Raw genomic sequence first — 24,040 nt, forward strand, 5'->3', positions numbered from 1 at the left:
TGCCCCCTAGCCCATCGCATTGCGGATCGGTAGGAGGCGCAGCCATGACATCCACGGACCTCACACAGCGCCTCGCCCGCGCCAAATTCCGCGCCTGGCATCGCGGCACGCGGGAGGCCGATTACATGTTCGGCGGGTTCTACGACACCTATCACGCCGACTGGGACGAGGACGGCCTCGCCTGGTTCGAGGCCCTGCTGGACGAGGACGACGTCGACGTGATGGCCTGGGCGCTCGGACGGCAGGAACCGCCCAAAAGCTTTCAGGGCGAGCGCATGGAAGCCTTGCGCAAGCTGGATTACGTGCGCATTTAGGCGGCTCGAACCCCCGTCTCAGATCGAGCCGGGGGCACTTTTGCTTGTGCAATCGTTGAGCCTGAAATGCCCGATCTTTCCCGCATATTGAACGCCGACAAACCGCTTACGCTCGCCCAGGTCGCGCGTGGGAGCCAGACGCTCGTCATGGCCGACATCGCTCGCGCCGCGAAGGGCCGCGCGGTTTTCATCGCGCCGGACGATACAGCGATGAGGGCCGTGGTCGATGCCGCGCATTTCTTCGCACCGGAATTGCAGGTGATCGAATTTCCTGCATGGGACTGCCTGCCCTACGACCGCGCCAGCCCGGCCATGTCGGTCAGCGCCCAAAGGCTCGCCGCGCTGCATCGCTTGCAGACCGGCAAGGCGGGCAGCCAGCTTGTCGTCACCACCGTCAATGCGCTGCTCCAGCGCGTGCTCACACCGTTCCGCATTCGCGAAGCCGTGCGCGAGTTCAAGCCGGGCACGCAGATCGGGCATGAGAGCCTCGCCGCGCTGCTTCGAAGGCAAGGCTACACCCGCGTCGATACCGTCGTCGACACCGGCGAATTCGCCGTTCGCGGCAGTATCGTCGATATCTATCCCAGTGGGCTCGAGGCTGGTCTGCGGCTGGATTTCTTCGGAGACGAGCTGGAAAGCCTGCGCCTGTTCGACCCCAGCACCCAGCGCACCACCAAGACTGTCGACAGCCACCTGCTGCTGCCCGCGAGCGAGGCGCTGCTGGACGAGGATAGCATCAAGCGTTTCCGCGGACGGTATCGCGAGGCGTTCGGCGCGGATGCCACGCAGGATCCGCTTTACGAAGCGGTGAGCGACGGGCGCCGGCTGGCAGGCATGGAGCACTGGCTGCCCATGTTCGAGGAGAAGCTGGCGACACTGTTCGACCACCTCGATGCGAAGGACACGGTGGTCATAGATTCCGGCGCGCTCCAGGCCGCCGACGAGCGGCTGTCCGACATCGCCGATTATCGCAAGCAGCGCGGCGAAATCGCCGGGCAAAGCAGGGGCAGCTATCGCCCGCTGGAGGCCGATGCGCTTTATCTGACCGACGACGAATTCAAGAGCGCGCTGGCCGACTGGCCGATCCATCGCACCACGATTTTCGATGAACCCGAGAGCGAGAAGGTGGTCGATTTCGGCTTCAAGTCCGCCCGCGATTTCACGCCCGAGCGATCTCAGGGGACGAATGTCTACGAAGCAGCTGCCAAGCACTTGGCTGCGCTCGGAAAGGCGGGGAAGCGCCCGCTGCTGGCGGCTTATACGCCAGGCTCGCTGAGCCGCATCACCTCGATCGTCGAGGAAGCGGGCACCAAGATCGCCACTGTCGAAAGCTGGCAGGAAGCCCTAGGCAGCGCCGCCAGGGGCCAGCCCACCGCAATGGTGCTGCCGCTCGATTCGGGTTTCGCGAATGACGAGCTGGAGCTGATTACCGAGCAGGACCTGCTGGGAGATCGCCTCGTCAGGCGGCGCAGGAAGAAGAAGGATGCGGACGCCTTCATCGCCGAGCTGCAATCGCTCGCGCGCGGCGATCTGGTCGTCCATGTCGATCACGGCATTGGCAAATATGTCGGGCTGGAGCCCATCGCGGTCGGCAAGAGCCAGCACGATTGCGTGCGGCTGGAATATGCAGGCGGCGACAAGCTTTTCATCCCGGTCGAGAACCTCGACGTGCTCAGCCGGTATGGTTCCTCCGAGGAAAGCGTGCCGCTAGACAGGCTTGGCGGGGAAGCATGGCAGAAACGCCGCAGTCGCCTGAAGGAGCGTATTCGCGCCATTGCAGGCGAGCTGATGAAGGTCGCCGCCGCGCGCTCGCTGCGGAACGCGCCGGTGCTGGCAGCGGATGAAAGCAGCTACGGCCAGTTTCTCGACCGCTTCCAGTATGAGGAAACCGACGATCAGGAAGCGGCCATCGCCGACGTCCTGCGTGATCTGGAGAGCGGGCGGCCGATGGATCGGCTTGTCTGCGGCGATGTGGGTTTCGGCAAGACCGAGGTTGCGCTGCGCGCCGCTTTCGTTGCCGCCATGAACGGCCAGCAAGTGGCGATGATCGCGCCCACTACGCTGCTCGCGCGGCAGCATTTCCAGAATTTCACGGATCGGTTTTCCGGCTTCCCGCTGAAGATCGGCCGCCTGTCGCGCCTTGTACCCTCCAGCGAGATGAAGGCAACGCGCGAAGGGCTGGCATCCGGAGATATCGACATCGTGATCGGCACGCATGCGATCCTCTCCAAAAACACGACATTCAAGGATCTTGGCCTCGTCATCGTTGATGAGGAGCAGCGCTTCGGCGTCACCCACAAGGAAAAGCTGAAGCAGCTTCGCGCCGATGTGCATGTGCTGACGCTCACTGCCACGCCCATCCCCCGCACGTTGCAAATGGCGATGACGGGGCTTCGCGAACTTTCGACGATCAAGACCCCGCCCGTCGATCGTCTCGCCGTGCGGACCTACGTGATGGAGTGGGACGACATGGTGGTGCGCGAAGCGCTGCTGCGCGAACATCACCGCGGCGGGCAGAGCTTCATCGTCGTGCCGCGGATTTCGGACATGGCCAACGTGGAGGAATGGCTGAAGGAATTCGTGCCTGAGGTGAAATATGTCGCCGCGCACGGCCAGATGAGCGCGGGCGAGATCGAGGAGCGGATGGGTGCCTTCTACGAAGGCAAATACGAAGTGCTGCTTTCCACCACGATCATCGAAAGCGGGCTCGACCTGCCTACCGCCAATACGATGATCATTCACCGCGCGGACCGCTTTGGCCTCGCCCAGCTCTATCAGCTGCGTGGGCGCGTCGGGCGCGCAAAGATCCGCGCCTATGCCTATCTCACCACGCCTGCCGACACGCAGCTTTCCGAGGTGGCGGAGAAGCGGCTCAAGGTGCTGGGCGATCTCGATTCGCTTGGCGCAGGTTTTCAGCTTGCCAGTCACGATCTCGACATTCGCGGTGCGGGCAATCTGCTTGGCGACGAACAGAGCGGGCATATCCGCGAAGTCGGGTTCGAGCTATATCAGTCCATGCTGGAAGACGCGATCATGGAGGCCAAGGCGGGCGATGCCGGGCTGGCATCCGACCGGACCGGCCTGTCACCTGCCATAACTGTCGACGCGCCGATCATGATCCCTGAGGATTACGTGCCGGATCTCGCCGTGCGCATGGCGCTCTATCGCCGCCTGAACCAGGCCGAAGGGCAGGCGGAGATCGAAAGCCTTGCCGCCGAGATGATCGACCGCTTCGGCGAGTTGCCGCAACCGACCAAGAACCTTATCCGCCTGATCGAGATAAAGGCGCAGGCCATCGACGCGCATATCGCCAAGATCGATGTCGGCGCGCGCGGCACGCTGGTGACCTTCCACAGAGATCACTTTCCCGATCCTGCCGGGCTGATCGCCTATGTCGACCGACTGAAAGGCACGGCAAAATTGCGTCCCGACATGAAGCTGCAGATCAATCGCGCATGGGGCGATCCGCAAAGCCGCCTCAATGGGCTGTTCCAGCTGACCAAGGGCCTCTCCGGCGTCGTAAAGCGCGCCGAAAAGAAGAAAGAAGCGGCCTAGAAACGGCTGGCGAAATCGGCGGCGGGTTCGGGCCGCGCGCCGAGATAGCCCTGCCAGACATCACACCCTTCGCGCGTCACGATGTCGCGCTGTTCGGCGCTCTCCACCCCTTCGGCGATGACCGTAAGGTCGAGGGCGCGGGCCATGGCGACGATGGCGCGAAGCACGGCCAGGTCGCGCTCGCCCTCTGTCACGCCGTCCAGCATCGACTTGTCGAGCTTGAGCGCATCGAGCGGCAGCACTTTCAGGTAACGGAAATTACAGAAGCCGGCGCCGAAATCGTCGAGCGCGATGCGAATGTCCTCGCCTGCCAACGCCTCCAGCTTCGCCGCCGAGCGATCGAGATCGGCGACGAGCGCCTGTTCGGTGATTTCCAGTGTCAGCCGCGACGCCGGAAAGCCGGTATCGGCGAGCATGGCGAGCAATTCCTCGCCGAAGGTCCGGTCGAACAGGTCCATCGCCGTGACGTTCAGCGCCAGACGAAGGTGATCGGGCCACTGCGCAGCCGCGTTCAGCGCAGCACGGGCGATATGGCGCGACAGCCGCCGCGCGATGCCGCCGCTCTGCGCGATGGCCACCAGCGCATCACCGGCGAGAGTCCCATGATCGGGATGCTCCCAGCGGACCAGCGCCTCCGCCCCCACGAGCGCGCCATCACTGCTGCGCCATTGCGGCTGGAACAGCAGCTCGATCGCATTCGCCGTCAGCGCATCGGCAAGATCTTCGGTGACCGGATGCGGCTCGCTCCGACGCCTGTCGGTGCGCTCGCGGCGCTCGATCGGATGTACGGGAAGAGACATGCAAGTGTTCTCTTGCACTTAAGCGCTCCCGTTGACAGCCCCGTGCGATTGGCGCGTTGCAAATCGGGACGGCGCTTCATAGGGATGGCGCATGGGAGCGGCGCAACCAGGCGGAGACACCGGCACGGCCTATGAACGGCTGGCCATGCTGCATTCGCCGACGGACCGCGCCAGCGCCGCCGCCGCAGAGCTGCGCGCGCGAATGGATTTCGTCCCGCTGGACCAGGCCGATGCCGTTATCGCCGTGGGGGGCGACGGTTTCATGCTCGACACGCTGCACGACATGCTGGAGGCGCAGCGTGTTTTGCCCGTTTTCGGCCTGAATCTCGGCACGGTCGGCTTCCTGATGAACCGTTATCGCGCAAGCGGGGACCTGGCCGCTCGCATCGCCCGCGCCAAGCCGCTCGCCGTCTCGCCGCTGCGCATGGAGGCGGTGACACAGGCGGGTGAGACGGAAGTCTCCTGCGCGATCAACGAAGTCAGCCTGCTGCGTGAAACCCGCCAGACCGCTAAGCTGGAAATTTCCGTCAACGACCGGGTGCGCATTCCTGAACTGGCAGGCGACGGCGCGCTGCTGGCAACGCCGGTAGGCTCCACCGCCTACAACCTTTCCGCCAACGGGCCGATCCTGCCGCTCGATTCGCATCTGCTGGCGCTCACCGCGATCAGCCCCTTCCGCCCCCGCCGCTGGCCCGGCGCGATCCTGCCCGACACCAGCCGTGTCACCTTCCGCGTGCGAGAGCCTGCCAAGCGCCCCGTCGCCGTCGTGGCGGACCAGAAGGAAGTGCGCGACGTGGCCGAAGTGCGCGTGGAGATCGCGCGCGAGCTGGAGATGACCTTGCTGTTCGACCCCGGTCACGCGCTGGATGAGCGCATTCTGGCCGAGCAATTCGTACAGTAAGCCACGCACCCGCATTCGAGGCTTGCATTCGCAAATCGCGCCCAATATAGGCGCTCACCTGCCTGACGGGCTGCTCCCCGATAGCTCAGCGGTAGAGTAGGTGACTGTTAATCACTTGGTCGTTGGTTCGAATCCAACTCGGGGAGCCACTTTCAACCGACATCGCCGGATGCGAAAAGGGTGCCGCCTGCGCGACACCCCCTCTCATGTCATTGAATTGCGTTTCAGTCGTTCAGCGGTGCTGATGGCCCCGCCGCGGCCGATGCTCCAGCGCGTGGGGCGATTTCAGCCATGCCGACCGGCGCGCGGCGGATTGCGCTTGCCGGAATGGCGAGCTCGACATTGCTCTGCGTCGTCGCGACCAGCTCGCGTCCGGCCGGGATCACCGCGCTGCGGCCGGTAATGAAACCGCCGAACACGCCGGCAACGATCACGCCGCCGACCGTGGCCAAGGTGTTGCCCTCGCCTTCCTGCCGATAGGTGCCTTCGAGCGCGATCTGCCGCCCGGCGACCTCTGCATATTCCAGTTCGATATCCATCTTACCGGATTTTCCGAACATGCCGCGACTGGTAAGCCACGTGATCCGCCCGACGGCCCTGCTGCCTTCCGGAATGACGACGTAATCGCCCAGCATCACATCGTGTGATACGGTGAGATTGAACGTGTCACCCTCGTTCCATGAATTGCCGCGCGTGGTGACGTCCTGGTTCATGCGCAGGCGCAATTCGGTGTTGGCCGGAAGATAGGCGTTGCCCGCATCCTGCTGCTGCACCTGCAGTGGCATCGGCGCGGGCACCTCCTGCGCGGCGGCAGGCGCAGTCATGGCGAGCGCCAGGCCCGCCGAAAGCAGTGTGATTTTCATGTGAATATTCCCTCATTCGGCGACCCCCTGCCGCCGATCCGGGAGGAATGCTAATCGCCGCATGCGAGCATTCGGTTTGCCAAGATGGTTCACACCAACACTGCGACCACCTACGCACTCTCGCGTATCGGGGACCGCCGTCTCGCCATCTTTGCGGCTCGCGGGCACAAAAAAAGCCGCGCTTCTTTGACCCTTGGGGGCCAGGGAGGCGGCGCGGCCTTTGGAATGACAATTCGCAAAAGCGACAATCGGTTCCCGCTCGTTCGGCGGATCCGCTTTACTTCCTGAAACGCAAGGAAACTATTTCAGGAAATCGGTCCGGATCGGCATCGGCGGGCACGGGATAGGCAAAACGCTCCCGCTCCGCCTCAAGCGTAAACCCTGCTGCACGGACATCCTCACGCGGCAGATAGGCGCGCATTCCCTCGGTCGCCGGATTGGCGCCCTGCGCGGCGCCTCCTCGCCCGGTGGCCTGTTCGACGAAGTAGATCCCGCCCGGCTTAAGTGCCGCGTGGATGGCGCGATTATGCGCATCGACATGCTCACCATTCAGCTGGTGATATTCGAGGCCCGCCCACACAAGATCGATCGGTTCCGGCATTTGCAGGTTCGCAAAGTCGGCCATGTCCAGCACCTCCACCGTGTCGAATTGCGCGGCGACGTCCCGGATCGGCCCGGCCACATCGGAAAGGCCCTGCGGCACGAGCGCGTAGACCTTGCCTTCCGGCCCGACCGCCAGCGCGAGCAGCCGTGTGAAATACGGATCGTAAGTCGCGATCTGCGCAATCGTCTGCCCGCGCGCGACACCGGCAAAATCCAGGCGATCGAAGGGCTGGCGGCCGTCATCCTGCGCAAGCTCGCCTGCGGGCCGAGCGGGACTGATCACCGCCGCCATCAGCTCCTCGGACCGCTCGAACGTGCCGAGCGGCTTCTGCTCCATCGTGCTGCATCCGCCCGCGAGCAACGCTGCGGCTGCAAGCGGAAGGATGCAGCGCGCTGCCATCAGGCGGCGGCCCCGTGGCAGTGCTTGTACTTGCTGCCAGAGCCACACGGGCACGGCGCGTTGCGACTGACGCCCTTCCCGGCAAAGGGATCTTCGCCCTGCGCGCCGCCGACGCTCGCCGTAGCGACCGGAGCACCCGCCAGCGTGCCGAAAAGCGGCGCCTGACGCTCCGACCCGTCGCCGTCGTTGGAATTGTCTTCCCCCGTTAGCGGATCGATATGGCCGGTCATGAAATCGGGCAGGTCCGGCAATTCGCGCGGCATAGGCGGCGGCGCGGCGCGGAATTCCGCCGTCAGCAGCACCTTCGTCACATCCTCGCGCAGCGTGTCGAGCATGGTTTCGAAAAGGCCGAACGCTTCCTGTTTATACTCGTTGATCGGCTGCTTCTGCGCATAGGCGCGCAGGAAGACGACCTGCCGCAACGCGTCGAGCGTCGCGAGGTGTTCCTTCCAGTGATAATCGAGCCGCTCGAGAAGGATGCCCTTTTCCACCCGGCGCCAGCTTGTCTCGGGAATGTCGGCGATCTTTGCGGTCAGCTTCTGCTCCGAAAGATCCAGCAGCCGTTCCTCGATGAGCTCGGGTTCGACCTGATCTTCCTCCATCCAGTCATCGAGCGGCACATCTAGGCCGAGCACTTCGTCGATCTTGTCCTTCAGCCCTTCGACGTCCCACTGCTCGGGATAGGATCCCGGCGGGCATGCGGTGGTGACGATCGCGTTGATGGCGTCGCGCCGCATGTCCTCGACAACATCGTCCACACGCTCGGAATCCATGATCTCGGCGCGCTGTTCGTAGATGACCTTGCGCTGGTCGTTCATCACGTCGTCGTACTGCACGACCTGTTTGCGCATTTCGTAATTGCGCGCTTCGACCTTCTTCTGCGCCGTTTCGATGGCTTTCGAGAGCCACTTCGAGCCGATCGCCTCGCCATCTTCCAGATTGGCGTTCATCATCTTGGCGAACAGCGTGTCCGGGCCGAAGATGCGCAGCAGATCGTCTTCCAGGCAGAGATAGAAGCGCGAAAGGCCGGGGTCGCCCTGACGGCCCGAACGACCACGAAGCTGATTGTCGATCCGGCGGCTTTCATGGCGTTCCGTGCCGAGCACGAACAGCCCGCCCGCTTCGAGAACCTTGCGCTTTTCCTCGGCCACTTCCTCGGCAATGCGCTGGATCGCGGCGTCCTTTTCCGGGCCGTCTTCCATCCCGGAAAGCTCATCCTCGATGCGGAACTCGACATTGCCGCCAAGCTGGATGTCGGTGCCGCGCCCCGCCATGTTGGTGGCGATGGTGACGGCGCCGATGCGGCCCGCCTGCGCCACGATATGCGCCTCTCGCTCGTGCATGCGGGCGTTCAGCACTTCGTGCTTCACACCTTCCTTGTCGAGGAAGCTGCTGAGCAGTTCGGACTTCTCGATGCTCACCGTGCCGACCAGCACCGGCTGGCCGATCTCGCTCTTCTCGCGGATCGCCTTGGCGATGGCGGCAAACTTGTCGAGCGTGTTCTTGTAGAACTCGTCCTCCTCGTCGATCCGCTGAATCGGGACATTGGTGGGGATTTCGACGACGTTGAGCTTGTAGATATCCCAGAACTCGCTCGCCTCGGTGGCGGCGGTGCCCGTCATGCCGGACAGCTTGGGGTACATGCGGAAGTAGTTCTGGAAGGTGATGGAGGCCATCGTCTGGTTCTCGGGCTGGATCTCCACGCCCTCCTTGGCTTCCGCCGCCTGATGCAGCCCGTTGGACCAGCGGCGACCATCCATCATGCGGCCCGTGAACTCGTCGATGATGATGACCTTGTCGTCCTTGACGATGTAGTCGGTATCCTTGCGGAACATCACCACGGCTTTCAGCGCCTGGTCCATGTGGTGGACGACCTGCGTGTTCTCGACATCGTAGAGATTATCGGTTTCGAGCAGTTCCGCGGCGATGAGCCGCTTCTCCATCTCTTCCACGCCCTCTTCGGTGAGCTGGATGTTCCGGCTCTTCTCGTCCTTCGTGTAATAGCCCTCATCCTCGCCGAGCGGGCCGTCAGCGGCCTTTTCAAGCGCTTCCTGGTCCTTCACCAGCTGCTTAACGATGGCGTCGAGCGCGACGTAGAGGTCGCTCTTGTCCTCGGTCGGGCCGGAGATGATGAGCGGGGTGCGCGCTTCGTCGATCAGGATCGAGTCGACCTCGTCGACGATGGCGAAATTGAAGGGCCGCTGCACCATCTGGCGGCGTTCCTGCTTCATATTGTCGCGCAGGTAGTCGAAGCCGAACTCGTTGTTCGTCCCGTAGGTGATGTCGGCGGCATAGGCCTCGCGCCGGGCGGCTTCGGGCATATTCGGGACGATCACGCCGATGCTGAGGCCGAGAAAGCCGTGCAGCCTGCCCATCCATTCCGCATCGCGGCGGGCGAGATAGTCGTTGACCGTAACGACATGGACGCCCTTGCCCTCGATCGCGTTGAGATAGGTGGCGAGCGTGGCGACCAGCGTCTTCCCCTCACCCGTCTTCATTTCCGCGATCTCGCCGCGATGGAGCACGATGCCGCCCACCATCTGCACATCGAAATGCCGCATCCCGAGCACGCGCTTCGATGCTTCCCGCACGGTGGCGAAGGCCTCGGGCATGATATCGTCGAGCGTCTTGCCGTCTTCCAGTTGCAGGCGGAACTTCGCGGTCTGGGCCTGCAATTCCTCGTCGGAAAAATCGACAAGTTGCTCTTCAAGAGCATTGATGCGGGCGACGATCTTGTCGAGCGAGCGGACGTAACGGTCGTTGGACGAACCGAAGACGGTTTTGGCGATACCTTGCCACATGGCGGAGATTTCCTGCTTGGATATTATGAGTGCGGCCCGCGCATGCACTGCGACGCGGCCGAAAAGTCGTGCGTATGGAAGAGGCTGCGAAGCCTATTCGCGGGCGCGATCTGCCTGAAGGCGGACGCTGGGCGCGTCGAGCCGCGTAACAGCAATAACGCGCCGCGGTTCGTCCGCCGCGCATTCCTGTGCCGTCAGCAGAGCTTCCGGAGCCGCCGAAACGATCGTTACACCGACGCTTTCCGCTTCGGCTGCGGCGATGCTGACCGCACGCGCGTCCGCTGCGCTCACAGGCTCCGCCGCGAGCGTAAAGCCCGAAATGACGGCAAGCAGGGTGAGCAATTGGCGAAGCATCGGTGGCCCAGATAGCGATTGGTGTGGCGAAGTCTATGCCGCAAGCGGTGAATGGTCGGTGAAACTGGCGATTGTGGCGCGCGCGCCGGGGCCTTAGGACACCGCGCGATGGAACTCAAACGCTCACCGCTCGCTCTGCCTTTCCCCGACATGTCCGCGATCGACGGCGTAACGCTGCGCGTGGCGCGGGCGCGCTATAAAGATTGGGACCGCGCGGATCTGACCTATGCAGAACTGGCCGAGGGCACCGCGTCGGCAGGCGTGTTCACGAAGAACGTGTGCTGCTCCAGCGAGGTCGAGCTGGGCCGGGAAAGCGTGGCGCAAGGCCGCGCGCGAGCGCTGATCGTCAACGCAGGCAATTCCAATGCCTTCACCGGCTATCGCGGGCGCGAGGCGGTGGAGCAGATCATGGCGCAGGTGGCGGATGAGCTGGGCTGCGAAACGTCCCAGGTGCTGGTATCCTCGACCGGTGTGATCGGCGTTCCGCTGCCAAAGGACCGGGCGCGCGAGGGCGTCTCGGCTGTGCTTCGGGCTGCGCCATGCGGCTGGGAAGAAGCCGCCGCCGCGATCGGCACGACCGATACCTTCACCAAGGGCGCGACGACCGCGGCGATGCTGGGCGACACCCGCGTCACGCTGAATGGCATCATCAAGGGCAGCGGCATGATCGCGCCTGACATGGCGACCATGCTCGGCTACATTTTCACAGACGCTGCGGTGGAGCCGACATTCCTCCAGCACTGCCTGGAACGCGCAAACGCGCAGACATTCAGCTGCATCACCGTCGATAGCGATACGTCGACGAGCGATACCGTCCTCGCTTTCGCAACGGGCAAAGCGGACAATGCGCCGCTTGCGAGCTTCGACGATCCGGGCGCAGATGCCTTCATGGCGGCATTGGCAGACCTGTGCCGCCAGCTTGCCCATCTCGTGGTGCGCGACGGCGAAGGGGCGCAGAAATTCATCGCCGTGACCGTCACCGGAGCGACGAGCGACGAGAGCGCGCGCCGCATCGGGCTGGCCGTGGCCAATTCGCCGCTGGTGAAGACGGCGATTGCTGGCGGCGACGCGAACTGGGGCCGCGTCGTCATGGCGGTTGGCAAAGCGGGCGAGCCTGCTGACCGCGACCGGCTGGGCATCGCATTCGGCGGGCACTGGGCGGCGCGCGAAGGCTTGCCGCTGGAGAATTACGACGAGAGGCCGGTGGCCGAGCACCTCGCGGGACGCGAAGTGGACATCACGGTCGATATCGGCCTTGGCGACGGGCGCGCAACCGTGTGGACCTGCGACCTGACCCATGGCTACATCTCCATCAATGCGGATTACCGCTCGTGAGCGAGATTATGGCTTTTCACAGCGAAGTCCACGCGCTGCTCCGCAAGGTCAGCGAAGAGGCGATCCTGCCGCACTATCAATCGCTCAGCGCCGCGCAGATCGAGGATAAGGGCGGCAATGACCCGGTAACTGTCGCCGACAAAAAGTCCGAGGAAATGCTCCGCGACGGCCTGGAAAAGATCGTCCCCGACCTCGCCTTCGTCGGCGAGGAGACAACCCACGCCGATCCCAGCACGGCGGATGGCCTGTCAGGCGATTGCTGGATCGTCGATCCGCTGGACGGGACGCGCAATTTCGCAGATGGCCGCCCGCCTTTCGGGATCATCGTCGCAATGGCTTCGGGCGGAGAAGCGCATAGCGGCTGGATCTATGACTGCCTCAGCGGCCGCATGTGCACCGCGCATCGCGGCAAGGGTGCCTTCGTCGACGAAGAGCGCGTGACAGCGCGCGAAACCGGCGATACGCCGCCCGTCGCCGCCATATCGCTAATCTTCATGGAAGAAGCGCGGCGAGAGGCTGTGAAGCGGCATATCTGCCCACATTACAGCTTGGTCGACATTCCCTATTGCGCCGCCGAACAATATCCGCGCCTTGCGCTCGGCGAAAACGACGTTTCGATCTTTGAACGCACACTAGCGTGGGATCACGCGGCGGGCGTGCTCTGGCTGAACGAGGCAGGCGGGAAAGCCGCCCGCATGGACGGCTCACCCTACCGGGTCGATGCCGACATCTATGGTGGGCTGATCGGCGCCGCCTCGCCCCGGCAATTCGACCTGATGGCCGAGCGGCTCGCGTCGCTGGATTAAAGCTCGCCTTCCAGCCAGCTCTTCAGGGCATTCTTCGGAGCCGCTCCCATCTGTTGGGCAACCGGCTCGCCATTCTTGAACAGCACGAGGAACGGGATCGACTGGACGCCCATCTTGCCCGGTACGTCCGGATTTTCCATGATGTCCATCTTGGCGATCGTCACCTGGTCGGACAGCTCTTCGGAAATCTCTTCCAAAGCGGGCGCGATCATCTTGCACGGGCCGCACCATTCGGCCCAGAAATCGACGAGCACCGGCTTGTCGGCGTCGAGCACGTCGGACTGAAAGCTGGCATCGGTTACGGTCTTGGTGGCCATGTCGGCTCTCCTGATTTGCTTGGCGCCCTATCTGGGCGCGATCTCTGCCACCTCAACGCACAGGCGTGGATAGCTTTCCTTGGCTTGTCCGCAGATGCGGTTTGTTTGCGGCGAGCATATCCGCGGGAATGGCAATCAGCTGCGGGGTTTGCGTGTAAAGCACGGCCGCCTCGATGGCGCGGCCGGGATATATGACGGACAGCGCGGCGGCATAGGCGCCCATTTGCGACAGCGTCGACTGCGGCACGTCGTCCAGCCGCGTCGGCGGGCGGCGCGCGGTTTTGAAATCGGCCACTAGCACCCGCTCGGGCGTTACTAGCAATCGGTCAGCCGTGCCTGCAATCACTTGATCGCCAACAGTCGCAGCGAGCGGAACCTCGGCCAGCCCATCCGGCCCGAACAGCTCGCGCCATTCGGGCACGTCGAGCACGGCCAGCGCGCGCTCCAGCATTTCCTCGCGCTCGGCGGGAGAGAGGTCGGACCCGTGCCGCTCCAGCCACGCCCGGCCTCCGCTCGCGCGCATATCTCGCGGCACGTCGGGCAGTCGCTCCAGCAATGCGTGGATCAGCACACCGCGCCGTGCGGCGATGGCGGCCTGCTCTGCGGCAAGCGGCGGATCCGCGCCCTGTTCCTCTGCACTGGCGGAAGGCGCGAGTGGACGCGGAGGCCGCGGCTCCTCGCCGATGGGCCGCGTCGCCCAGTCCGGAAGCACAATCGGCAGAGCGAGATCGGCCTGCGAACGCTGCTCCACCGGTGGCGGCAATTCGCCGCGTTGCATGCGCGCGCCCCATATCGGATCGTCCAGCCAGTCCTCACCGAAGAGCGGCTGCAGCCGGGCATACCAGCTGTCCTCGGCCGGCTCTTTCTCCCGCTTGCCGAGCGCGCCGCCGACAAAGAGCGCCTCCTCCGCCCGCGTCATCGCGACGTAGAGCAAACGCCAGTGCTCCTGTCGCTCCGCCGCTTTTGCGGCCTCCTCGGCTTGCGAGACGCGGCCGACGCGTTCCTCTTTGGCGAGAGGCGGCAGCGGCAGTTCCAGTCCCTCAGTTGCGCCTGGCAGCTCTTCCTCCAAGGAAAGGCCTCCCGTGCGTGATGCATCGGGATCGCCGCAGGCATCGGCCAGAATGACGATCGGCGCCTGCAGGCCCTTCGAACCGTGCACGGTCATCACCCGCACCTGATCTTCGCCGCCTTCGGCTTCTCGCTTCAGCTCGCCCTCGCCGGCATCGAACCAGCGGATGAAACCCTGCAGGCTCGGCGTGCTGTTGGCGGAGAATTGCAGCGCGGCGTTGAGCAATTCGTCGATGGGGTCGTTCGCCTCCCGGCCGAGCCGCGCGACCAGCTTTCCGCGCGCTTTCCACGGGCCGACGAGCATCCAGTGCAGCAGCGCTTGCGGCGGCTCGAAATCGGCGCGGGCGAGCAGATCGCGCAAAGCTTCAACCGTCTGCGCCACCAGCGGTGCATCGCCGTCGCGAAGGTGATCCCATAACGGCCGGCCTTTCGGGCGGTAGCCATGCTCCAGCAGCTGCTCTTGCGACCACCCGAAGATCGGCGAGACAAGCAGGCAGGCAAGCGAGAGATCGTCCCGAGGCTGGGCGGCGAAGCGGAGGGCGGCCATGAGGTCTTTAACTGCCAGTGGCGCGCCGAGCCGGAGCCGGTCGACACCCGCCACCCGAACGCCCGCCGCATGCAACCGGGCAACGATCAGGCCCGCCAATTCCCTGCGCTTGCGGACCAGGACCATGATGTCGCCCGGCGTTGCGTTGCGCGGGTTTTTCTCATCCTTCACGAGGGGATATCCGCGGTCGAGCCAGGCCTTCACCTGCTCAGCGATTTTGTCCGCCATCCGCCGCTCGGTTTCTGACACGCCGATTTCGGGCCCGTCTTCTTCGCCCTCATCCTCCGGCCGACCCGGCACCGGCTGCCATAGCGTGACCAGGCCGGGTCGTTGAAAACCGCGATGCGGTTCGGGCGTTCTCGATAGACCAATCGCTTCATGCCCGATGGCATCAATAACAGCGTCCACCACGTCGAGTATGGGCTGCGCCGTGCGATAGGAGCGGCCCAAACCAAGCTCCTGCAGCGTGTGCGCGGACAGATTGCGCCGCTCCGCCAGCGCATTTTCCCGCCGGACGCGCAGCAGCTCGGCATAGCGGGCCTGTGCGCGGGCGAAATTCTGCGGGCTGGTGCCCTGAAACCCGAAGATCGCCTGCTTGTAATCGCCAACAACAAAGATCGTGCGCTGCCGGTCTCCCTTCTGCCCCGCACCGGAGAAAAAATCGTCCGTCAGCGCGTCGATGATGGCCCATTGCTGCGCGTTCGTATCCTGCGCCTCGTCCACCAGGATATGATCGAACTGCCGATCCAGCTTGTAGCGTATCCAGGCCGACATATCTTTATTCATCAGCAGTTTGGCAGCGCGTCTTATCAGATCGTCGAAGTCGACCAGCCCCTCGCGCTTCTTGGCCTCGTCCCAAGCGATCGCGAATTTGCGCCCGATTTCCAGTGCCGGTGTGATGATATCGACCAGAGCCAGCAGCGCGGCCTGGTCCGCGACGCCGGTGAGCCAGTCATAAAGTTCGCCTGCGAGGGCAGTGACGCCATCATCTTTCTTTTCAAGGCTTGACTGGTATTTGAGCAGGCCCCTGTCGTTGTAAAGCTGGCCGAGAAACGCGCCGCTCTGCGCGAACCGTTCTTCGGGCGAGAGCAGCAGCCAGTCGCCGATGAGCCCTGCAAATTTCTGACCGCTTTTCGTGCCCCAGCCATCATATTTCCACATCACCTTGCGGACGAGGTCGACGCCGTGCGTTCCGTCCACGCAATCGTGCGCCAACTCGCTTGCCGTCGCGTCCGCAGGCAGGCCAATCAGACGCTTGACCCGATCCTGCATTGGCGGCTGCCACGCAGCTGGGCCGAACCAAGCTTCGCGCGCCAAAGCGCAGCGCATCAGCCAGCTTCGCGCACCGTCCGGGCCCATGCGAAGGGAAAGCATCTCCAGCGCCTCGACCGCCGCCGGATCGTTATCCTGCCACTCGACCAGCAATTCGCGCAATACGCGGCCCGCCAGCAGGTCGCGATCACGATCCTCCATCGGGCGGGTGCCGGGGATCAGGCCCGCCTCCTCCGGGAAGGCGGACAGGAGCCACTGCGCGAAGGCGTGGATCGTGTCGATGCGGAGGCCACCGCCTGGGCAATCGAGCACGCTGGCAAACAGGGTGCGGGCGCGCTGCACCGTTTCCGGGCGGATATCGGAGCCGATATTCGCCAGATCCGCCCCGAGCTGCTCGTCCGGCATACGAACCCAGTTGGCCAGCACCTCGTTCACGCGCGTTGCCATTTCGGCCGCGCCTGCCTTGGTGAACGTCAGGCACAGGATCTGCTCCGGCGCGACACCTTCGGTCAGCAGCAATCGGAGCACGCGGGCAGAAAGCACCTGCGTCTTGCCTGTCCCAGCACTGGCCGAAAGCCAGACGCTGTCCTCCGGCTCCACGGCTGCGGCCTGTTTGTCCTGCAGCTTGAACACCTTACCGCTCACGAGTCACCCTCCTCACGGCCCTGCCATTCCTGCAGGCGCATCAGCTGGTCATATGTCGAATAGCCCGGCGCATCGGGATTGAGGCGTGCGGTGAACGGCTCGTCGCCGAGGATCCAGCGGTTCAGCGCATCGTGCAGGAAGCGCTCGGTTTCGGGCAGGAAATCTTCGGGCGGGATGCCGCTGCGCTTCTTGCCTTCGAGCAGCGGCGTGGTGACATAACCGAACCCGGTCTCGCTCTTCGGGTTACGGCCGAGCGACCAGTATTCGAATTTCGTCGCGGCGCCGGACACGCCGTCGAAGTCTCCGTCACGCAGAAGCAGGCCAATCGTGCCGAGTTGCAAGGCGTAGCCCTCCTCCACCTGCGCGCCGCTGGGCGGCATGCCGGTCTTGTAATCGACCACGGCGAGGGTTCCGTCCGGCAGGCGGTCGATCCGGTCCGCCTTGCCGAAGATGCGGATGCCATCGACATGGATTTCGCCCCATTTCTCCCACTTCACTGGCTCTCGCCCTGGCTCGGCAGTGATCTCGCCTTCCACCCACTGCAGTGCTCGCAGCAGGCGCGGACGCCACAGCGCACGGAGCAGCGGATGTGCGGAAAGCTCCTGCAGATGCCGGTCGGCCAGCTCGTGCAAAGTGCCTTTCCCCCCGTGCCAGTCCTCCAGGATCGCGTGGGCAAGCGTCCCCTGCCACGCCGGGCCGGGATCGGCATCGAGCGCGTCGAGCTCACTCAGGCGCAGAATTTTGCCGGCGTAGAATTCGTAAGGATCGGAGCGCAGTCGATCGAGCGCGGTCACGCTGATGTCCTTGCGACGCTGCTCGGAAGACGGGAGCGGCCTCGGCTGCGGATGCGCAGCGACGGGTGGCGGATCATCCAGCGCACGGGCGAGCTTGGGAAGGTCACTGTCCTCGTGTCGCTGTACAAGATCACCGCCCAGCAAGGCTCGCACCCGCAGCAGGAAACGCGAGGCGATGGCCGGTCCGCTGACATCCCGGCGCGCGCGGCTCAGCACGACTTCGGGTGCACCCAGGGCTCCGGCGAGATCGTGCGCGGCAAGGCCGATGCGGAAGTCTGCGCCCGGCACGCCCAGCGCGCGCAGGATAGCCGGTGCCAGCAGCGGGTCGGCGGATGGCGTGGGCGGCCACGTTCCTTCGTTCAGCCCCGCACAGATGACAAGATCGGCGCGGGTCATGCGCGCTTCCAGCAGGCCATAGATCGCCACGCGCGGATGGCCGCCATAGGGCGGGCGCACGGCAATCCGGTCCATCGCATCGCGCAGGGCCGAAGGCAGGTCGGCGGCCTCCAGCGCAACGGGCACGTCGCGCGCCTGCAAGCGCAGATCTTCGACAAAAGCGGACAGCGCGCGCCCGTCCTCTCGCGCCCAGAGGTTCTCGCCGCACAGCGCTTCGCCCGCTTCGGCCAAGAGGTCGAGCCATTCGGCAAGCCCGCGCGTATTGACCTCGCCAAGCAATGGCGAGATGACCCGGCTCACGCCGTCGAACCATTCCGAAACCGACGCCTCCGCGGCGACAAGCACCAGCGGGCCGAGGCCAGGCTCCTTGCGCGGGCCGCGCAACTCCAGCTCGAAAGCGCGGGCGTTGCGAAGCCACGCTGCCCTGCCCTCGCCGGCTGCTATCAATGGATGCTGCAGCAGCGCCATCAGCGGCACTGGCGCGGCTGCTTCCGACGCGGTTTCCGCCAGCAGAAGCAGCACCCGCCCCGCCGCCGTCTGCGATAGTGGCCGTCCAGCGGAATCGTCCGCCTGAATGTTCCAGCGACGCAGATGCTGCGCGATGCGGCCTGCAAGACCGCGATCCGGCGTGACGACCGCCACGCGCCTTTCCGGCACTTCGAGCGCTTCGCGCACCAGCAGGCTGACGGCCTGCGCCTCTTCTTCCGGATTGCCGGTCTCGATCAGGCGCACGCCCGACATGCGGCGCTTTTCGGGCGGCAGATCGACCCACGCCTTGCTTGCTTCGGGCGGCAGGAAGAGGCTGGAAATCGCGTGACTGCGCTCTGGCGGTCCCTTGGCGAGACCGGCGCGGTGCCATTGCTGCACTTCGCCGCGCGCCACGCCCATGCGGTTCAGCAGCAGCTTCAGGTGATATTGGGGATGGGTGACGGCATCGCCCTTGTCGAAAGGCGTTTCGCTATCCGGATCGCCCGCGCCGCCAAGTTCGTCCCACACGGCATCACCCATCGACAGGTCGAGATCGGGCAGGATCACCGCGCCTTGCGGCAGCTCGCTCACAGTGCGCAGTAGCCGTGCCAGCGCTGGCGCCGCGCTGGTCACGCCCGCTGCGACGAAGGGCGTGGCTGGCGGATTGTCGCGCATGCGCCGGGCTGCCTCGCGAAACAGCATGTTCCGGCGCGCCGCCGCATCGCGCTCTCCCCGTTCTTCCAGCTCTGCCCGCCACAATTGTTGCAGCGTGGCGAAGAGGTGGAGGCTGCCGCGCCAGTGTTCCGACAGATCGCCGACAAGATCGACAACGCGGTCCGACAGCAGATCCTCGGGCGCGATTTCCTCGACAAGCAGGCGATCCATCACCTGCCCCGTCTCGAAGGCGAGGCGCAACAGCGCGCTGCCCTGTGGCGCCTTGTCGCCCTGCTGCTGTCGGATCAGCTGGGCCAGGCGCAGCCAGCGCCGCGTCGGATCGGCGGCAGGCGGAATGGCCGCGCCAGCGCCGAGCGAGTCGAATAGCGGCCCGAGCGCCTCGTCTAGATCGAGATCGCCGACCAGCACCATGCGCGGCATCAGCAGGCCGGGATTGCCGCTGGCCCCGGCATGGCGCACGAAAGCCTCGGACATGGTGCGCGCCGCGCGGGCCGAGGGCAGCAGCAACGTCAACCGCGCGAGGCCGACATGCTCTTCGCTGTAGCGCGGCACCAGTCCGGCAACGAGCGCATCGGCAAAGCCGCGATGGGCGGCGATGGAATAGACTTGCGGCCCGGAACGTTCAGCCATTGCGCAGGGCGCGCTCCGTCGGCCCGATCGCATCGGGGGTTCCAACCTCGAACCATGTGCCCGCGAATGGCGTGCCGAACAGTCGCCCTTCCTCGATCGCGCGGCTCCACAGGACGTTTGTCGAGAATTTGCCATCGGGCGCGTCCCGCAAGAGCCGCTTGGCGATCAGCTGGATGCCGGTGAAAATGAAAGGCGCTCTCTCGTCCTGCCCGCGGCGGCTGACCCGGCCCGCGATGTCGAGATGAAAATCGCCCAGCCCGGTGAAATTACGCGCACCGCTATGCGGCACCAGCAGCAGCAGCGCGTCCATCGCCTCCGCATTCCAGGCAGCCGAGAGATCGACGAAACAGTTTTGCGGACCGTCGAGCCAGATATTATCCGAATTCAGGCAGAAGAACGGGTCGGGCAGATGTTTCTCCGCGCGGATCAGCCCGCCGCCCGTTTCCAGCAGCGCGTCGCGCTCGTCGGATATGACCACCTCTGGCGCGGCGCGGTCCATGACATGCTCTTCCAGACTGTCAGGCAGATAGTGCACGTTCACCACCGCGCGCGCGATTCCGGCATCGGCGAGCTTGTCCAGCGCGTGGTCGATCAGCGGCTTTCCGGCGACCTGCACCATCGGCTTGGGCTGCGTCTCGGTCAGCGGGCGCATTCGCGTGCCTTTGCCTGCGGCGAGAACCATGGCGGTATCCGAAGCCAGTGCGCTCATTCGCCGAGCCCTCCGCCATGCGCGGCCCGCAGCTCTTCCGGGATATTCGCATCGAACCATAGCGCCACGGGCGCGAGCGCGGGGTGCGCAAGATCGCGCTCCATCGCCTGCCAGACACGCGGAATCATGGAGAGGTAGCGCGGCTTGCCATCACGCTTCCACAATCGCGCAAAGATGCCGATCACTTTCGCGTTTCGCTGCGCGCCAAGCCGGGCATAGTCGGCATCGAAATCGTCGCCCGGACTGCCGCGCGATTTGTACAGCTCAAGCATATCCGCCTCGAGCGTCTCCGACACATCGCGGCGCGCGTCCTGCAGCAGCGAGACAATGTCGTAGGCGCGGTGGCCGACAAGCGCGTCCTGAAAATCGATCAGGCCCTGCGTGCCGTCATAGCCGCCATCGGGGCCCAGCAGCATGATATTCTCGGCATGATAGTCGCGCAGCACGGTGACGCCCGGCGTCTGGCGCAGCAGAAGCGAGCCGAGAACTTCGCGCCAAGCCGCCAGGAAGCCCATCGAATCCACCTCGATGCCCGCCGCCGGGCAGAACCAGTCCGGAAATAGCGACACCTCCTTGAGATAGGTTTCGAGCGAATAGGGATTGAACGGGCCGGGCGGGCATTCGTGCAGGGCCACCAGCGCGCCAATCGCGTCGGCGTAGGTGCGCCGTTCTTCGCCCGGATTGTCATCCAGCCAGTCGCGCATCCGGTCATTGCCGAAATCCTCGATCAGGATCAGGCCGTGCGTAGTGTCTTCCGCGTGGATCTTGGGCGCGCGCATGCCATGGGCATCCAACCATTTGCCGACATGCAGGAACGGGCCCGGATCCTCGTGCGGCGGCGGGGCATGCATCAGCAGCGCGCCATCGGTACCGTTGCGCACACGGAAATATCGGCGGAAGCTCGCATCGCCGGGCAGCGGATCGACTGCCGCGCCGCTCCATCCAGCCTGCGTCAGGAAACGGTCGAGTTCGGCAGGCAGTTCGCTGTTCATGGCATGCGCTCTTGCCAGCCCGCCCCGCCTTCGACAACGGCCAAGCGGCCCTGCCCACGGATTTCGAGCGTGATGGAAAGGCAGTCCGCCTCATGCGCAAAACCACCGGCATGATCCGGCCATTCGGCCAGCAGCACGCTGCCATCGCGATAATCGTCCAGACCCAGCTGCTCGGCCTCCGACGGATGCGCGAGCCGATAGAAATCCGCATGGACGACCGGCGGCTGCAAATGATCGTAGCTTTCGATGATCGTGAAGGTCGGCGACGGCACTTCGCCCTCATGGCCCATGGCGCGCAAGATCGCGCGGGACAGCGTCGTCTTGCCGGTGCCCAATGTGCCGGACAGCTCCACGACATCGCCCGGGCGTAGCAGCTCCGCAATGCGCTCGCCAAACGCCCGCATGGCTTCCAGATCAGGTAAGTCGAAGGTCAAGGCAGCAGCACCGTCGCCGTCGTGCCAGCACCCTTTTCGGACTGGATCTCAAGCCTCCCTCCATGCGCTTCGATCAACTGCCGGGCGAGAGGCAGGCCGAGCCCGCGCTTGCCTTCCTTGCCGTCGCTTCCCGCAAGCCGGTAGCCATCCAGCGCACGCGCCAGCTCGCTCGGCTTCATGCCCTCGCCATTGTCGGAGATTACCACCCGCACACCCGATTTCCGCCGCGTCAGCGCCACGAGAATACGGCCACCCGGCGGCGTTGCCGCGATGGCATTGTCGAGCAGATTGCCGAGCGCCCGGCCCAGCTGGCGGCGATCCGCGTTGACTTGCCCAGCGCCCTTGTCGCCGCGCAGGTCCAGCGTGACGTTCTTCGCCTCGATGGCGTCCTCACGGCTGCGCACGATGTGCGTGGTGAAGGCCAGCAGATCGACTTCTTCGGTGGCGATGGGCAGCAGCCCGGCCTCGCTCTGCGTCAAGTCGAGCACGCTTTCAATCTGCTTGGACAGACGCTCCACCGATGCGAGGATCGCGCCCACATATTCGCTGCCCTGCTCGGACAAGTCCCCCGCCACACCCGACTGGAGCAATTCGGCAAAACCGCCGATGGAAGTGAGCGGCGTGCGGAACTCGTAGGACATATTGGCAAGGAAGCGCGTCTTCACCGCGTCGGCCTCTTCCAGCGCACTCGCCCGTTCGCGCAGGGCCTCCTCTGCCTTGGTCGAGTCCGTTACGTCCATGACCGTCAGCAGGCCGTTGCCGTCCGGCAGCGGGACGCCAGCGAATTCCAGCGTGCGCCCGTCGGACAGCACCACTCGGCCGCCCCGTTCCTTGCGATCGAGCGTCGCCGCGCGGACCACTTCGCCGATCGCCTTGCGCTGGCCGGGCCGCGCCAGGCGATTGGAAATCTTGTCGAGCAATTTATCGACATGCGGATGCTCGTCGAAGAAATCCTCCGGCAGTCCCCAGATCGCCGGGAAACTGCGGTTCCACAACTGCATGCGCCCATCTGGGGCAAAGACGCCAAGCGATTCGAATAGCGAATCGAAGGTCGCCGTTCGCGTACGCAGCAGCGTGTCGCGCGTGGCCGAAAGAGCAAGCTGTTCGGAGCGATCCTCCGCCACCAGCACCAGACCGCCATCGGGCATCGGCTGCGCGACGATGCGCAGATGCGTGCTGTCCGGCAGCGTCCACGCATCCTCCACCGCGGAGCCTTCCTGAAACCATCCGGCAAGCTCAGCGCGCCATTCGGGAAAGTCGCGCACTTCCGGCAGGCGCGAACGGTCGCGCGCCATGTCAAGAAAGCGCTCGAATGTCGGCAGGTCGAGCTGGGCGGAATTCGGAAGTGCGAAAATGCGCTGAAAGGGCTGGTTGGCGAAAGTGAGCCGCTTGTCCGGATCGAATTGCGCCACGCCCACCGATAGCTGGTCCAGCATGCTGCGCTGCGCGGCGCGGAAGGCGCGGAAGGCGCGGGTCTGCTCTTCCAGCTCTTCGATATCGATGCCATATCCGGCCACGCCTTCGGAACCGAGCGGAAGATCGCTCACCCGAAGCGTCCGGCGCTGGCTGCCTACAGTGGCCTGAACGATGCGCTCTATCGGCGTGTCGCGATCGCGCGCCTGCCTGGCGACCTGAGCGGCATCGAGGCCATCCACCTTTTCCACCAGTTCGATCTGCTTCTTCACGACATCCGCCGCGCTTTCCGCCGCTACCGCGTCGACATAGGCGGAATTGACAAGTCGCAACTGCATATCGTTGCCGCGGAACCACATCGGCATGGGCGCGGCCTCGATCAGGCCGACAAGCGCGGCGAAGTCGTTGCGAGCGCGTGCCGTCTCGGTCCGTAAGCGCGAGAGTTCACCCTGGCTTTCGGAAAAATCGAACCACCATAGCAGCGCCGCACCGCCGCTGGCGATGGCCGCATTGGCCAGCTGTCCGCGCACAGCGAGGCTTTTTTCCGATCCGCGCGGCGTGATCATCATCCGGAAAGGCGACGCCGTCTTCTGCGTGCGACGGACGGCATCGCGAAGCTGTTCGAGATCGCCTTCGGTCAGCCCGGCCTTGCCGGTATCGAGTTCGGAGAGAAAACCGGGGAGGCTGGAAAGTCCGAGCCAGGCGGCGAGCCTTTCCGGCCCTTCCAGCTTGCCGTCGGCCTTTACCAGCAGCGGGATCGCCGGAGAATCGTCGATCATCCGAGACAAGCGACGCATCGTGCTGCGCGCCGTGCGCGCGGCCTGCGCGCGCTGCAGCGAGCTTACCACCATCCAGCCCGCGCCGACCGTCCATGCGGCCAGAAGCAGGCCGAGCAGTGCCAGCGCTGTCAGGGAGAGTTCCATCGCCTGTCAGCTATGCGCGGGTGCA

General features: G+C 64.8%; 17 protein-coding genes and 1 tRNA gene. 6 read left to right on the forward strand and 12 right to left on the reverse strand.

Translation table 11 applies throughout. The annotated features are described in order from the left end of the window. The first annotated feature begins 44 nt into the window (after positions 1-44). Together D6201_RS03985 and mfd are read left to right on the forward strand one after the other, a co-directional pair. The gene (locus D6201_RS03985; RefSeq protein ID WP_120047644.1) at positions 45-314 is read left to right on the forward strand and encodes an FAD assembly factor SdhE; all 270 of its coding nucleotides are present in this window, start codon (positions 45-47) and stop codon (positions 312-314) included. Between the two features lie 66 nt (positions 315-380). Further along, positions 381-3,869, forward strand: coding sequence for a transcription-repair coupling factor (gene mfd / locus D6201_RS03990; protein WP_120047645.1), 3,489 nt, complete (start codon positions 381-383; stop codon positions 3,867-3,869). On the opposite strand, the gene D6201_RS03995 is transcribed toward mfd, so the two are convergent. Then, positions 3,866-4,669, reverse strand: a complete 804-nt coding sequence (locus tag D6201_RS03995; RefSeq protein ID WP_120047646.1) for an EAL domain-containing protein — start codon at positions 4,667-4,669, stop codon at positions 3,866-3,868. The two genes, mfd and D6201_RS03995, sit on opposite strands and share 4 nt — an antisense overlap. A gap of 91 nt (positions 4,670-4,760) precedes the next feature. On the opposite strand from D6201_RS03995, the gene D6201_RS04000 reads away from it, so the two are divergent. Beyond that, a complete protein-coding gene (locus D6201_RS04000) occupies positions 4,761-5,570 on the forward strand; it encodes an NAD kinase (protein WP_120047647.1) in 810 nt (269 codons plus the stop codon). Between the two features lie 74 nt (positions 5,571-5,644). Continuing rightward, positions 5,645-5,719: transfer RNA gene (locus D6201_RS04005), tRNA-Asn, on the forward strand. A 75-nt stretch (positions 5,720-5,794) separates the two neighbouring features. Here D6201_RS04005 and D6201_RS04010 read toward each other — a convergent pair. The 4 genes from D6201_RS04010 to D6201_RS04025 form a co-directional block, all read right to left on the reverse strand. Further along, positions 5,795-6,433 carry a hypothetical protein gene (locus D6201_RS04010; protein ID WP_120047648.1) on the reverse strand — a complete coding sequence of 213 codons (639 nt, stop codon included), beginning with the start codon at positions 6,431-6,433 and terminating at the stop codon, positions 5,795-5,797. 277 nt (positions 6,434-6,710) lie between these two features. Next, positions 6,711-7,436, reverse strand: a complete 726-nt coding sequence (locus D6201_RS04015) for a class I SAM-dependent methyltransferase (protein ID WP_120047649.1) — start codon at positions 7,434-7,436, stop codon at positions 6,711-6,713. Further along, positions 7,436-10,237 carry a preprotein translocase subunit SecA gene (gene secA, locus D6201_RS04020; protein WP_120049187.1) on the reverse strand — a complete coding sequence of 934 codons (2,802 nt, stop codon included), beginning with the start codon at positions 10,235-10,237 and terminating at the stop codon, positions 7,436-7,438. The genes D6201_RS04015 and secA overlap by 1 nt, the downstream gene beginning before the upstream one ends. 93 nt (positions 10,238-10,330) lie before the next feature. After that, on the reverse strand, positions 10,331-10,591 hold the full coding sequence (locus tag D6201_RS04025) for a hypothetical protein (protein ID WP_120047650.1): 261 nt from the start codon (positions 10,589-10,591) through the stop codon (positions 10,331-10,333). A 108-nt stretch (positions 10,592-10,699) separates the two neighbouring features. Here D6201_RS04025 and argJ point away from each other — a divergent pair, with 108 nt between their 5' ends. Next, positions 10,700-11,926, forward strand: a complete 1,227-nt coding sequence (gene argJ, locus D6201_RS04030) for a bifunctional glutamate N-acetyltransferase/amino-acid acetyltransferase ArgJ (RefSeq protein WP_120047651.1) — start codon at positions 10,700-10,702, stop codon at positions 11,924-11,926. 8 nt (positions 11,927-11,934) lie between these two features. Continuing rightward, on the forward strand, positions 11,935-12,732 hold the full coding sequence (locus D6201_RS04035) for an inositol monophosphatase family protein (RefSeq protein WP_120049188.1): 798 nt from the start codon (positions 11,935-11,937) through the stop codon (positions 12,730-12,732). Here D6201_RS04035 and trxA read toward each other — a convergent pair. From trxA to D6201_RS04070, 7 genes are read right to left on the reverse strand one after another with little or no spacing between them, the layout of a single operon-like run. Next, positions 12,729-13,049, reverse strand: a complete 321-nt coding sequence (gene trxA, locus D6201_RS04040) for a thioredoxin (RefSeq protein ID WP_120047652.1) — start codon at positions 13,047-13,049, stop codon at positions 12,729-12,731. The two genes, D6201_RS04035 and trxA, sit on opposite strands and share 4 nt — an antisense overlap. A 52-nt stretch (positions 13,050-13,101) precedes the next feature. Next, a complete protein-coding gene (gene addA, locus D6201_RS04045) occupies positions 13,102-16,581 on the reverse strand; it encodes a double-strand break repair helicase AddA (RefSeq protein ID WP_120047653.1) in 3,480 nt (1,159 codons plus the stop codon). Next, complete coding sequence (locus D6201_RS04050; RefSeq protein ID WP_120047654.1) at positions 16,578-19,544, reverse strand: PD-(D/E)XK nuclease family protein; 2,967 nt, start codon at positions 19,542-19,544, stop codon at positions 16,578-16,580. The genes addA and D6201_RS04050 overlap by 4 nt, the downstream gene beginning before the upstream one ends. Further along, complete coding sequence (locus D6201_RS04055; protein ID WP_120047655.1) at positions 19,537-20,253, reverse strand: nucleotidyltransferase family protein; 717 nt, start codon at positions 20,251-20,253, stop codon at positions 19,537-19,539. Before D6201_RS04055 ends, D6201_RS04050 begins: the two co-directional genes overlap by 8 nt. Beyond that, positions 20,250-21,245 carry an aminoglycoside phosphotransferase family protein gene (locus D6201_RS04060; protein ID WP_120047656.1) on the reverse strand — a complete coding sequence of 332 codons (996 nt, stop codon included), beginning with the start codon at positions 21,243-21,245 and terminating at the stop codon, positions 20,250-20,252. Before D6201_RS04060 ends, D6201_RS04055 begins: the two co-directional genes overlap by 4 nt. Next, a complete protein-coding gene (gene tsaE / locus D6201_RS04065; RefSeq protein WP_120047657.1) occupies positions 21,242-21,679 on the reverse strand; it encodes a tRNA (adenosine(37)-N6)-threonylcarbamoyltransferase complex ATPase subunit type 1 TsaE in 438 nt (145 codons plus the stop codon). Before tsaE ends, D6201_RS04060 begins: the two co-directional genes overlap by 4 nt. Continuing rightward, positions 21,676-24,015, reverse strand: a complete 2,340-nt coding sequence (locus D6201_RS04070; RefSeq protein WP_120047658.1) for a PAS domain-containing sensor histidine kinase — start codon at positions 24,013-24,015, stop codon at positions 21,676-21,678. The genes tsaE and D6201_RS04070 overlap by 4 nt, the downstream gene beginning before the upstream one ends. Positions 24,016-24,040 lie beyond the last annotated feature (25 nt).

Origin of the sequence: Aurantiacibacter aquimixticola (assembly GCF_003605475.1) — a bacterium.
Lineage (GTDB): Bacteria > Pseudomonadota > Alphaproteobacteria > Sphingomonadales > Sphingomonadaceae > Alteraurantiacibacter > Alteraurantiacibacter aquimixticola_B.

Excerpts from the sequence above, each read along its gene's own strand:
- D6201_RS04025 (WP_120047650.1), bottom strand. The coding sequence starts at position 10,591 with ATGCTTCGCCAATTGCTCACCCTGCTTGCCGTCATTTCGGGCTTTACG.
- argJ (WP_120047651.1), top strand. The coding sequence starts at position 10,700 with ATGGAACTCAAACGCTCACCGCTCGCTCTGCCTTTCCCCGACATGTCC.
- D6201_RS04055 (WP_120047655.1), bottom strand. The coding sequence starts at position 20,253 with ATGAGCGCACTGGCTTCGGATACCGCCATGGTTCTCGCCGCAGGCAAA.
- D6201_RS03985 (WP_120047644.1), top strand. The coding sequence starts at position 45 with ATGACATCCACGGACCTCACACAGCGCCTCGCCCGCGCCAAATTCCGC.
- D6201_RS04015 (WP_120047649.1), bottom strand. The coding sequence starts at position 7,436 with ATGGCAGCGCGCTGCATCCTTCCGCTTGCAGCCGCAGCGTTGCTCGCG.
- mfd (WP_120047645.1), top strand. The coding sequence starts at position 381 with ATGCCCGATCTTTCCCGCATATTGAACGCCGACAAACCGCTTACGCTC.
- D6201_RS04060 (WP_120047656.1), bottom strand. The coding sequence starts at position 21,245 with ATGAACAGCGAACTGCCTGCCGAACTCGACCGTTTCCTGACGCAGGCT.
- trxA (WP_120047652.1), bottom strand. The coding sequence starts at position 13,049 with ATGGCCACCAAGACCGTAACCGATGCCAGCTTTCAGTCCGACGTGCTC.
- D6201_RS04010 (WP_120047648.1), bottom strand. The coding sequence starts at position 6,433 with ATGAAAATCACACTGCTTTCGGCGGGCCTGGCGCTCGCCATGACTGCG.
- D6201_RS04000 (WP_120047647.1), top strand. The coding sequence starts at position 4,761 with ATGGGAGCGGCGCAACCAGGCGGAGACACCGGCACGGCCTATGAACGG.
- D6201_RS04070 (WP_120047658.1), bottom strand. The coding sequence starts at position 24,015 with ATGGAACTCTCCCTGACAGCGCTGGCACTGCTCGGCCTGCTTCTGGCC.
- D6201_RS04050 (WP_120047654.1), bottom strand. The coding sequence starts at position 19,544 with ATGGCTGAACGTTCCGGGCCGCAAGTCTATTCCATCGCCGCCCATCGC.
- D6201_RS03995 (WP_120047646.1), bottom strand. The coding sequence starts at position 4,669 with ATGTCTCTTCCCGTACATCCGATCGAGCGCCGCGAGCGCACCGACAGG.
- D6201_RS04035 (WP_120049188.1), top strand. The coding sequence starts at position 11,935 with ATGGCTTTTCACAGCGAAGTCCACGCGCTGCTCCGCAAGGTCAGCGAA.
- secA (WP_120049187.1), bottom strand. The coding sequence starts at position 10,237 with ATGTGGCAAGGTATCGCCAAAACCGTCTTCGGTTCGTCCAACGACCGT.